The 11736-nt window shown below is 46.0% G+C and carries 9 protein-coding genes; all 9 read right to left on the minus strand.

Annotation, left to right across the window (positions count from 1 at the left end; genetic code table 11):
- Positions 1-688: 688 nt before the first annotated feature.
- Positions 689-1633 carry a cysteine synthase A gene (gene cysK / locus AB4Z45_RS07295; RefSeq protein WP_339204702.1) on the minus strand — a complete coding sequence of 315 codons (945 nt, stop codon included), beginning with the start codon at positions 1631-1633 and terminating at the stop codon, positions 689-691.
- A 73-nt stretch (positions 1634-1706) separates the two neighbouring features.
- Positions 1707-3590 carry an ABC transporter ATP-binding protein gene (locus tag AB4Z45_RS07300; RefSeq protein ID WP_441908511.1) on the minus strand — a complete coding sequence of 628 codons (1884 nt, stop codon included), beginning with the start codon at positions 3588-3590 and terminating at the stop codon, positions 1707-1709.
- Positions 3565-5328: an ABC transporter ATP-binding protein gene (locus AB4Z45_RS07305; protein ID WP_441908512.1), complete on the minus strand. Its 1764-nt coding sequence runs from the start codon at positions 5326-5328 to the stop codon at positions 3565-3567. Before AB4Z45_RS07305 ends, AB4Z45_RS07300 begins: the two co-directional genes overlap by 26 nt.
- A gap of 27 nt (positions 5329-5355) precedes the next feature.
- Positions 5356-7197: an ABC transporter ATP-binding protein gene (locus AB4Z45_RS07310; protein WP_441908513.1), complete on the minus strand. Its 1842-nt coding sequence runs from the start codon at positions 7195-7197 to the stop codon at positions 5356-5358.
- Positions 7194-7784: a PadR family transcriptional regulator gene (locus tag AB4Z45_RS07315; protein ID WP_441908514.1), complete on the minus strand. Its 591-nt coding sequence runs from the start codon at positions 7782-7784 to the stop codon at positions 7194-7196. The genes AB4Z45_RS07310 and AB4Z45_RS07315 overlap by 4 nt, the downstream gene beginning before the upstream one ends.
- 149 nt (positions 7785-7933) lie before the next feature.
- Positions 7934-8908, minus strand: coding sequence for an aldo/keto reductase family protein (locus tag AB4Z45_RS07320; protein ID WP_441908515.1), 975 nt, complete (start codon positions 8906-8908; stop codon positions 7934-7936).
- Positions 8909-8989: 81 nt separating this feature from the next.
- On the minus strand, positions 8990-10348 hold the full coding sequence (locus AB4Z45_RS07325; RefSeq protein ID WP_441908516.1) for an LLM class flavin-dependent oxidoreductase: 1359 nt from the start codon (positions 10346-10348) through the stop codon (positions 8990-8992).
- Between the two features lie 43 nt (positions 10349-10391).
- Positions 10392-10532, minus strand: coding sequence for a hypothetical protein (locus AB4Z45_RS07330; RefSeq protein WP_441908517.1), 141 nt, complete (start codon positions 10530-10532; stop codon positions 10392-10394).
- Positions 10533-10761: 229 nt separating this feature from the next.
- Positions 10762-11514 (minus strand): oxygen-insensitive NADPH nitroreductase, encoded by a 753-nt coding sequence (nfsA, locus tag AB4Z45_RS07335; protein WP_441908518.1) that lies wholly within the window; start codon positions 11512-11514, stop codon positions 10762-10764.
- Positions 11515-11736: the final 222 nt, after the last annotated feature.

The following is an 11736-nucleotide window of genomic DNA, read 5'->3' on the forward strand; positions in this document are numbered from 1 at the left end:
CATGCGGCGAATCAGTCCATATATTCTCTAAGAAGTGAATCAGCTGAAATAGATCTAGAAACTAGATCTATTTCCATCAAATTAGCTGGTTTCGTGCAAATAAGACTAGAAACTAGTCTTATCCGTAAGTAAACTCGCCCCACTATTCTCGTCTAATCGGCGAATCAACAGAAATAGAACTAGAAACTAGTTCTATTTCCAACCAATTAGCTGGTTTCGTGGGAATAAGACTAGAAACTAGTCTTATCCGTAAATAAATCAACCCAATATACCCCTCAAAGTACCAAATCAGCAGAAATATAACTAGAAACTAGTTCTATTTCCATCATATTAGCTGGTTTCGTGCATATAAGACTAAAAACTAGTCTTATCTGTAAGTAAATCGCCACACAATTCCCGTCCAAACACCAATTCAGCAAAAATAGATATAGAAACTAGATCAATTCCCACCAATCCAGCTTGATACGTGCAAATTAGTCTAGAAACCAGACTTAAACCCCAGATGGCGCTCATTCAACAAAGCAAACAATCGTTTAGTCAATGAACCATTCCTATTAACCTAACCGCTCACTCCAGAACAGTCTGCGCCTGTTGCTGCCTTACGCTCCCTCCATCCGCAGCAGCAAATAAAAGACAGCCTTTGGCTATATCGCCTCTGGCTGTCTGTCCTTCTACTATGACCAAACCTTTAAAGCTGCTGCTCCTGTTGATACAGCACCGTTGACAAGTAGCGCTCGCCGTTGCTTGGGATTACAGCAACTACCCGCTTGCCGGTGCCCAGCTTCTGCGCCAATTGAATAGCGGCATATATAGCTGCTCCTGAGGAAATGCCGCCTAAGATCCCTTCCTCCTTGGCCACTCTTCTAGCTGTCTCGAATGCATCATCATTGCTCACTTGAATAATCTCGTTATAAATATCGGCATCCAATATTGAAGGTACAAAACCCGCGCCAATGCCTTGAATTTTGTGCAGGCCAGGAGCACCTCCCGATAAAACCGGTGATGAGGACGGCTCAACAGCTACAATATGGATATCAGGGAAGCGATCACGCAGTACTTCGCCAGCGCCCGTAATCGTGCCTCCTGTGCCCACACCTGCTACAAAACCGTCCAGCTTGCCATCAAGCGACTCCACAGCTCTTACGATTTCAGGACCAGTCGTTTCCCGGTGAATTTTCACATTTGCTGGATTATCGAATTGCAGCGCTGGAAAATAATCCGGATGTTTCTCTTGCAGCTCCTTCGCGGTGCGAATCGCTCCCTTCATTCCCTCGGCTCCGGGCGTAAGCACTAGTTCTGCACCGTATGCCCGCAGCAGATTGCGGCGCTCCAAGCTCATCGTCTCCGGCATAACAAGCACCGCTTTATAGCCTCTTGCTGCGGCTACCAATGCGATTCCAATGCCCGTATTGCCGCTCGTCGCTTCAATGATCGTATCGCCCGGCTTCAGCTTCCCTTCCCGCTCCGCCTCTTCAATAATGCTGATGGCAATTCGATCCTTTACGCTGCTGCCTGGATTAAAAAACTCCAGCTTCAAATAAATTTCTGCACTTCCGTCCGGCACGACCCTGTTCAAACGAACCAAAGGCGTGTTTCCTATCAAATCCGTAATATGATTGACAACATGACTCATCTAATCTGCCTCCTATATGATGAATGGCCTAGCGGCTCGTGCCGAAAAAAGGAAAAATGGCGCAAAAAGAGTTTTATACAGCAATATTGCCTTGCGAATGCTCATACAGCTCCTTATAGTGTCCATCATGCTCCAGCAGCTCCTGATGATTGCCTTGCTCCACGATTTCACCATGGCTCATCACAATAATCCGATCCGCCTGCATAATCGTCGACAAGCGATGCGCAATTACAATGGTTGTTCGATCTTGCGATACGACCTGAAGCGCATTTTGAATTAATTGTTCCGTATGAGAATCCAAGTTAGCGCTCGCTTCATCCAAAATAAGCACTTTAGGCTTGAACACAATAATTCTCGCAAAAGAAATCAGCTGCCGCTCACCTGCGGATAAACCGCTGCCGCGTTCTGACAGCATCGTATCGTAGCCATCCTTCAGCTTATGGATAATCATATCCGCGCCTACAAATTCACAGGCACGAATAACCTCCTCGCGAGAAATGGATTCGTCGAACATTCTTATATTCTCAATAATGCTGCCCGAATACAGATAAGGCTCCTGCTGAACCAAGCCGACTAGTCGATGCAAGGTTGCTTGCGGGATATCCCTCACATCGATCTCATCTATTCGTATGCTGCCTTCCTTCACATCATAGAATCTGCATAATAAGCTGATCAATGAGCTTTTGCCCGCTCCTGTTGTTCCTACGACGCCAATAAGCTCACCCGAATGGATATGCAAATCCAAATCTTTTATGATCGGAATTCCTTCCTCATAGGAGAAGGAGATCCGATTAAAATCGATTTGGCCCTTCACCTGCTCCAAGCTCAAAGTGGATATAGATGCTTGACGTTCATCCGCCTCTTCATCGCTATCCGTCTTATGCAGCTCGATCGATTCAAGCTCGCGGTCTGTAATGTCCGGCTTATTCGCGAATACGCCCCAAATTCTCGTAATGGCAACGGTAGCAGACTGCAACGTATTCCATTGCTGCGTAATCGTATTAATTGGCTGAAAAAACTGGCGGATATACGTAATAAACGCATACAATACGCCGAATTCCAGCTGGTGGCCAAGAACAGCATTCCCGCCAATCCATGTCACAAAAGCAATCGATAAATTGCTCAAAATATCAAAGGTTCGGCCAAACACAACATTCGTCCGAATTTCCCGAAGATTTGCTTTAAAATATAAGCTGTTTCTCTCGTTGAATTGCTTCTCTTGCTCCTTCTGCTGATGAAACACCTGTACAAGGTTCATCCCCGACAGGTTCTCGGCAACAAACGCTACAAGCCGGGATAGCCTCGTTCTAGCAAGCTGATAGGTCGTGCGCATAAAGGAGCGGAAGGCGATCGCAATCGCCCATATGATCGGCAATAAAATCAAGCAATAAAGCGCAAGCTCCGTGTCTAATTGAAACATCATCACCATAATAAAAATGAGTGTAAGCCCATCCCTAAACAGGCTCAGCAGCACCTGATTAAAAAACTGGTTCAGCGCCTCTGTATCGCTTGAGACATGCGTAATTAAGCTGCCGCTCGACATCCGATCGAAATACCGCATAGACTGCTTCAAAATATGACCAAACAGCTGCTTGCGAATGCGCGACACGATGCTTTGCCCAATATTTTGAAGCAGATTGTTTTGCAAATAGCTAAAAAGCAAACTAGACACGGATAAGCCCAGATATATGAAACAAATGGTTAGCAGCCCTTTGTAGTCATTTTTGCCGGATAACAAATTGTCATCGATCGCTATTTTCATTAAAAAAGGCTGGAACAAATCAGATAAAATCGCGATTAACGTACAACAAAACACACCAATAAAAGCCCATAGATGAGGTCTCGCATACCCGAACAATGTGCGGAAGGCCGAGACATATTCCGGTTTCTGCTCCGGTTGATTCGGATCAGCCTTCTGATCTGCCTGCCAATTATGAATGGCTTGTGCCGGTCGCATGTTGACTTCCCTCCTCCTGAATCGCATGAAGCGTCGCATAGAGTCCTTGCTGCGAGAGCAGCTCTATATGAGTGCCCCGCTGCACAATCAAGCCGTCATCCATCACAATGATTTCGTCCGCATGCTTGATTGCACTAATTCGGTGCGCAATAATGATCGTCGTTTTGCTGTCTCTTTCCGTTTGAATCGCTTCTATAATATCCTTCTCTGTCACCGCATCTACAGCACTAACACTATCGTCCAAAATCATAATCGGAGCATCCTTAATCATTCCGCGGGCCAAGCTTGTGCGCTGACGCTGACCGCCGGATAAGGTTAATCCGCGCTCGCCGAGCCTCGTTTCAAACTGATCAGGCAGCTCAGCGATATTATTATAAATTTGAGCTTGCTTCGCAGCTTGCTCAACCGCTTCAAGCTCAAGCTCTCGATTTGAGAAAGCAATATTTTCTCTAATTGTGGTACTGAACAAAAAGCCGTCCTGCGGTACGTAGGCAACTTGAGTTCGCAAGCTTTCAAGCGTCATTCCTCTTATATCTGTTTCTCCATACCAGACCGTCTCTGGAGGCGGGTCGTAGGTGCGAAGGAGCAGCTTCATCAATGTTGTCTTGCCGCTCCCTGTACGCCCGATGATGCCAAGTGTTGAGCCTGGTTTAACGTTCAGGTTAATATTTTTCAGTACTGGACTAGACAACGGATCGTATGAAAAGGATAAATTACGAATCGTAATGCCCGCGTCTGTCAAATTCACTTCTTTCGCGTTAGGAAGCTCCATAATTTCGGTTTGCTGCGACAATAAGCCGTTTAAACGCTCAAGTGAAGCGCGAGAACGTTGAATCGAATTAATGACATTGCCGATTTGCTGGAGTGGATTCATCAGCATTCTAATATAAAGCGTCAATGCAACGAAGTTGCCCAGCGTAATTTGCTTCGTGATCGTCATGTAACCGCCAAAAGCAAGCGCGACGATTAAAGAAATTGCTCCTAGAAAAGGAATCAACGCTTGGAAAAAAGATGAAACGCGCACTAGCCGCAATTGCTTCAGCCTGATCTGGTCGACCGTTTTGCCGAAGCGCTCATTCATAATGTCTTCTACCGCAAATTTTTTCGTTACACGAATGCCGCCGAATTGCTCCTCTGCCGTCTCTGTCATGAGGCCTAGAGATTCCTGCACCTCAAGCGACCTTTTTCTAATAATAGGTCCGAGATATACGACGATAAAAGGGATAAGCAGCAGCGGAAATATCGAAGCCAATATCAAATAATAAGGAATATGGCTGACAAGCATCATCGTTATGGAAGCCACGAGCAGCATCGACGCATTCGCTGTTGAATTGACCCCCATCGAGATCGATTCCCTTACAGCTGTAACATCGTTCATAAAGTAGCTGAGCAGCTTGCCTACACCATTTTTCGAATAAAACCGTTCGCCCATTTGTGTAAAATGCTTGAATAGTCCTCTTCGAACAACAAATTCAAATTTTCTTCCTACATACATAACCAAGTACATTGCGATGCCGTTAAACAGCACCTGCCCAACGCCAATAAGCAGCAGCAATATGCTGTAATCCACAATAAGCTTGCTTGTTAATCCGCCAATTTGCAGCTTATCCGTGAATTGTCCCAGTACCTTTGGAAAAAAAACGTTGATCAGGTTAGAAATCAAATGGAAAAAGAGAGAGAACAGGTAAATATGCCACGTACTCCGAAAAAAATCGGCCAACAGCCTTTTTGATTTCAAGAAGCGACCACTTCCTATTTTTCAAAATTATTGTTCTGAAACATCCTTTTGCGGGAATTGCAGCTCATAGAGCTGACTGTACCGGCCTTGATGATTGAGCAGTTCATCATGCGTTCCATGCTCAACGATTTCACCTTGCTCCAATACGTAAATCCGATCCGCCTTCTGAATCGTAGACAGACGATGCGCGATGACGAGACAAGTGCGGCCTTGCAATAATTGTGCGAGCGCGTCTTGAATATGCTGCTCTGATTCAGTATCAAGTGATGCAGTTGCTTCATCCAAAATAATAATCCGCGGATTTTTTAAAATCGCCCGCGCAATGGAAAGCCGCTGCTTCTGCCCGCCTGACAGCTTCACGCCGCGCTCGCCAATTTGCGTCTCATAGCCCTGCGGGAACGATTCTATAAAGCCGGCAGCATTTGCCGCTTTTGCCGCTGCAAGCACTTCCTGATCTGTCGCATGCAGATTGCCGTACCGAATATTCTCTTCAATAGAGCCATTGAACAGCACAATATCCTGTGATACGATGCCGATTTGCTCCCTAAGAGACGCGATCGTTATATCCTTTAAGGAATAACCATCAATCGTGATGTCGCCAGACTGAGGTTCATAAAATCTAGCGATAAGATGTGCAATGGTTGTTTTGCCAGAGCCCGAAGATCCAACAAGCGCTGTCACCTTGCCTGCCGCAAGCTCCAATTGAAAATCTTTTAACACAGTCGAATCCTTAGAATAAGCAAAATCAATATGATCAAAAACAATATGCCCGCTCACTGGCGGAAGCTTCACAGCTCCTTTCTTCTCAATAATTTCAGCCTTCGTGTTCATAACCTCCATAATGCGTTCATAGGCGGCGGCCGATTGCTGAATCGTATTAATAATGCGGCTGAAGTGACGAATCGGGTTTTGCAGCAGTCTGAGATAAGCTATAAAAGCAACGATTGTACCCACTGTCATTTGTTCTTTCATTGCAAGCCATGCGCCAAAAACAAGGACGATTGCAAGGCCAAGAAAATTAAGAAAATCAATAATAGGTTCATAAGCGGCTCGCAGGCGAGTCACTTGAATATTCGCATCCATATTTTTCTGTGTTCGCTCGGAGAATCGTTCGGACTCGTAATTCTCGGCAGTAAACGCTTTAATAAGGCGGATGCCGGTTAACGTATTTTGCAGATGATCGCTAACATCAGCCACCGATTCCTGTACCGTTCGGAACGAGGAGCGCATTCTTTTGCTGAAAAATCTAGTTGTCAAAATCATAAAAGGGAAGGTCGCAAGCAGCATTAGCGTCAGCTTCCAATCGATCCACAGCATATAAACCGCAATGGCCGTAAAGGTGAAAAAATCGGTAAACAGCTGCATCATGCTGGAGGAAATCATTTGCTGTAGGATGCTTACGTCATTCGTAACCCGAGACATTAAATCACCGGTACGATTGCGATCGAAGAAAGAAATATCAAGGCTCTGCATATGCCGGTACAAGTCGTTTCGCAAATTGTATAGCACCCTTTGACCGATAGAAGCCATAAGTGAAGTGCTAATATAGCGCAAAGCACCGAGCGCAACAGCTGCTCCCATGACGCCGCCGCCGATAAGCAGCAGTTTATTAAAAAGCTTATTCGGAATGATGTGGTCAATCGTCAGTCTCGTTAACTGCGGAACGATGAATTCAAGCAGCGATATGGCGATAACGCAGGCCACTGCTGCAATCAATGCGGGCAATTGCGTCCGCGCATGCGCATATATTCGTATAAACATGCTGTAAATGCTGGCAGGCTTTACTTTCTCGCCTGTTCCGAATTTTCTCATGCCGCCCATTCCTGCCCCGCCTCGAAATGCCGGTGCTGAATTGTGCTGCTCTCTCATATCGCGCCGCCTTCTCTGCTGTCACATTCGGATTCTGTTGTGATTTGGCGAAGCGCTACTCGAAGGTCATCCAGGATGACGCGCAGCTGCGCAGCTTTGCTCGGATCAGTGACAGCCGCTCGTTCTGCAGCCTTCAGCAAATGCAGCAGCTCCTTGCCAGCAGGCGTCAATCGACGGTTCGGCTTTCTTCTCTCAAAGGGAGCGCCTTCGTCTTCGGATTCACTCTGCTCAGGGCGTTCCATTCCCGTTCCAGCATTATCGTTCTCCTCCAGCAAATAAGCTCTGCCTTCCTCAGTAATCTCAAACACCTTTTTGCCGTCTTGCTTGGAGGACTCTACAAATCCTTGATCCCGCAGCATCTGCAGTGTGGGATAAATGGAGCCAGCACTTGGTTTATAGGTGCCTCCTGATTGCTCCTCAAGCGCCTTCATCATTTGGTAGCCGTGCATGCCCTCCTGTTCAAGCAGCGCCAGCAAAGCATATTTAACTCCGCCGCGGCTGAAAAAACGTCTGCCCGAGCCGTGTCCCTCCCTTTCATTCGCATGATGTAAAAACAATTGTTCCTCTGGCTGCCATTCTTTCGTCATTGTGCAATCTCCTTCGTTAACGATATATCGTATTAATTTACATACTATACGATATATCGTTAACTGGCAATTACTTCTTGCGATTTCATGACAAAGTCCAGTAACGAGATGCTCTTTACTGGACTTTGCTCATTTTTGGCCAGAGATGATTAGAATGAACCTCGTGTAGATACAGGGCCGTTATCGATAACCGCTGCAATACGTTCTAGTGTCTCATGATCAAGTGCAATACCTGATGCCTTCACGTTTTCTTCGACCTGATCGGGACGGCTTGCACCAATCAAAGCGCTGGATACGTTCGGCTGGCGCAAAATCCATGCGAGCGACAGCTGACCCACCGTCAGCTCCAGTTCGGATGCGATTTTCTTCAGCAGCTCAACCTTCGCCAGCTTTTCCTCAGTTATGCGGTTTTTAAAATTTTCTTGCTTCGCGGCTCGCGACTCATCGGGCACTTGTTGATTGGATAAGTACTTCCCTGTGAGCAGCCCTTGCGCAAGCGGCGAGAACACGACCTGCCCGAAGCCCTTTTTAATGCCAAGCGGTATGATTTCCTTCTCGATGTAGCGCTCAAACAAATTATAGATAGGCTGATTCACGACAATACGATCGAGTAAATATTTGTCTGCGATGGCGAACGCTTCGGTTATTTGAGCAGCCGTCCATTCGCTGACGCCGACATAATGCACCTTGCCTTGACGGACCAAATCCTCAAAGGCGCGCAGCGTTTCTTCAAGCGGCGTCTCGTGATCAAAGCGATGGCTGTAGAACACATCTACGTATTCAAGTCCAAGCCTCTTCAAGCTTGCATTTGCCGATTCGATCACATGTTTGCGAGAGAGCCCGCGATCATTCGGTCCATCGCCAATTTTCCCATAGACCTTGGTCGCCAGCACATAGGATTCACGGGGATAAGCACGCAGCGTTTCTCCGACTACTTTCTCGGCTTCGCCTTTCGCATATACATTAGCTGTATCAAAAAAATTAATGCCGAGATCATACGCCGTTTGAATCGACTTCACTGCATTTTCACGCTCGACATAACCGCCATACGTCAACCAGCTCCCGAGACTAATCTCACTAACCTTTAATCCGCTTGCGCCTAAATTTCGATATTGAATCGCCATATGAACAACCTCCTCAAATGTATACAAACGTTAGTTTTCTGCTGCGGCAGCGGAATGAGAACTGCTGCCTCGTTATGGAAATCAGCCGTTTATCTTTTCTGCTTCTCTGCTTAAAGCCCATATCGCTTTATGTTTATTTTCCGGCTTTTCCAGCCCTAAATTCTCGCGCAGCGTTTTGCCCTCATAGGCCGTTCGGAAGAGTCCGCGATTTTGCAGCTCAGGAATGACCTTATCAACAAACGTCTCCAACCCGCTGTAATAAATATGAGGCAAAATATTAAAGCCGTCCGCGCCGTTATTTCTAATCCAGCTTTCAATAAAATCAGCCGTTTGCAGTACAGAACCCGTAAACGATACATGACCATGACCGGCTGCGCTTCGAGCAAGAAATTGCCGAATTGTCATTTTGTCTCGTACCGCAGCATCCACCACTACCTCTTGCCGGCTTGTAATGCCTGTCGTTATCGTTCCGTATGGCTTTGCTTTATCGATTGGAACAAGACTATCAAGCGGATACTCTGACAAATCTACTGTAAAATAGTTTGAAAGCCGCTTTAATGCTTGCTTCGTATTCAGCAGTCCATTAAACTCGTCTTCGATATCGCGGGCTTCTGCTTCCGTATCAGCCACAATCGGACTAAGCCCTGGCATAATGAGCAGCTGCTCCGGCGTCCTTCCATGCTTCTGCAATCTCCCCTTCACATCCGCATAAAACGCCTGAGCAGCGCCTAATGTTTGCTGTGCCGTAAAAATAACATCCGCTGTTTTGGCTGCCAGCTCCTTGCCGTTTTCCGAGGAGCCCGCTTGCACTAGAACCGGATATCCCTGCGGAGGCCGCGGTATGTTAAGCGGTCCTTTTACCGTGTGGTATTTGCCCTTAAAGTTAATTTCGTATACTTTGCTTTTGTCCAATGAGACATCTGCGGCTCTGTCATAAATCAATGCATCCTCTTCCCAGCTATCCCAAAGCTGCTTCGTCACCTCAACAAATTCATCGCCGATTTCGTAGCGCTTTTGCACGTCTGGATGCTCCGTCTTATTAAAGTTTTCAGCATCATCTTGCGAATGCCCCGTTACGATATTCCAAGCAGCCCGCCCTTTGCTGATATGATCCAGCGAAGCGAATTTGCGCGCTACATGGTAAGGATCGTTATAGGTTGTACTGACGGTTGCGATAAGTCCAACATGCTTAGTCAGCGCAGCAAGCCCAGAGAGAAGTGTAAATGGCTCCAGTCTCCTGCCAAGTCCGGAATAGTTGTCGGCTGTAAACAACGAATCAAACAGCCCTCTCTCCGCAATCTTTGCTATGTTCGCATAATACTCCAAATCCAAATCCTCCTTTGGATTCGAATCCGGGTGTTTCCACGCGGCAGAATGATGGCCCGCTCCACGCAAAAACACGTTAAAATGCGCCTTCTTGTCCCGCTTATTCTCGCTCATTTGCCATCCCTCATTTTCGGTTCATTATAAAAACACTCCAAGTTCAATGCTGCTTCTCAGGCTTCGTTTCTTCACCACGATATTTGGTGCCACTTGAGTAATTAACATGAATTTCTCCTGTTAATTCAGCGGAATTCGAAGAGAAAATGGATTTAACAGGAATTTCTCCTGTTAATTTAGACATTTGCTGATAAAACCGCTTATTTCCGCCCATTTAACAGGAACTTTTCCTGTTAATTGAGTCCTATTTAAATCATTCGAAAAATTAGCTGGAGCTTTTCCCGTTAGATTAATAAAAAAGATAAGAATCCAAATAAAATGATCTAACTAACAAAAAAGAGACTTAGCTTATCGTCAGCTAAATCTCCGGTGGTCCGGTCGTATGGTATGGATTGTGCCTTTTATAAATAAATTCATTTCAGCTTGAACCCTTGACCTACAAGGAAGTCATGCAAATGATCACGCAGCCGATCCGACTTGAACCTTCTTAACATTTCACGAGACCATCTTGTTTCCTGCTCTCCGCCTTTGCCTCCGCCTTTGCGCGTAGCATAATACTCCCGAGTGATCGAATCGTAAGCAATAATTTCATCCTCCAACCCGCTCTGCTTATACGTTTCTTGATGATAGACAGCTGCGAGCGGCAATCTTGGACGAAGATCAGGCTCTTGATCAGAAACGCCTACGCACATGCCAAACACCGGATAGACAAGCTCAGGCAGCTCAAGCAATTCCGTTACTTCTTTAGGATTATTGCGAATTCCACCGATATAAACGATCCCATAACCAAGTGACTCCGCAGCGATTGCCGCATTTTGAGCAGCCAGTGTCGCGTCAATCGTTCCGAGCAGAAACAGCTCCACGTTCTGACGAAGCTCTACATCCTCATGCAGCCTTGCTGCCAATCTGACTTTATTTAGATCGGCACACCAGATGAGAAACACCGGACTTTCAACTATTTGCTGCTGATTGCCGGCAAGCTCCGCAAGCTTTCGCTTCCGCTCTGTGTCCTTTACAGCAATTACGCTGTAAGCTTGGATATTGGATGAGGTGGAGGCTGCTTGCCCTGCCAATATGATTTGTTCCAAATGCTGCTCAGGAATGGGCGAGTCTTTATATTTGCGGATGGAGCGATGGTTTTTTAATAAAGCAATAACTTCGTTCATTGCTTTACCTCCTCTACATGAATAAGTGCTCTTGAAACAAAAAAACCGAAGACACAGATCAACTGTTGTCTCCGGTTTTCCGGTAGAACTATAATCCCGATTATTCAAACTGTTTTAGTGCAAAAAATGTACTGAAAATTTATCACGTAATAAATCTTTTGTCAATCATCATTGTTGTACGCAATACGATCTATCGTACCTTTTAGAAAAAAGTGTATTGTA

This window comes from Paenibacillus sp. MCAF9, from assembly GCF_052114265.1.
Classification (GTDB): Bacteria; Bacillota; Bacilli; order Paenibacillales; family Paenibacillaceae; genus Pristimantibacillus.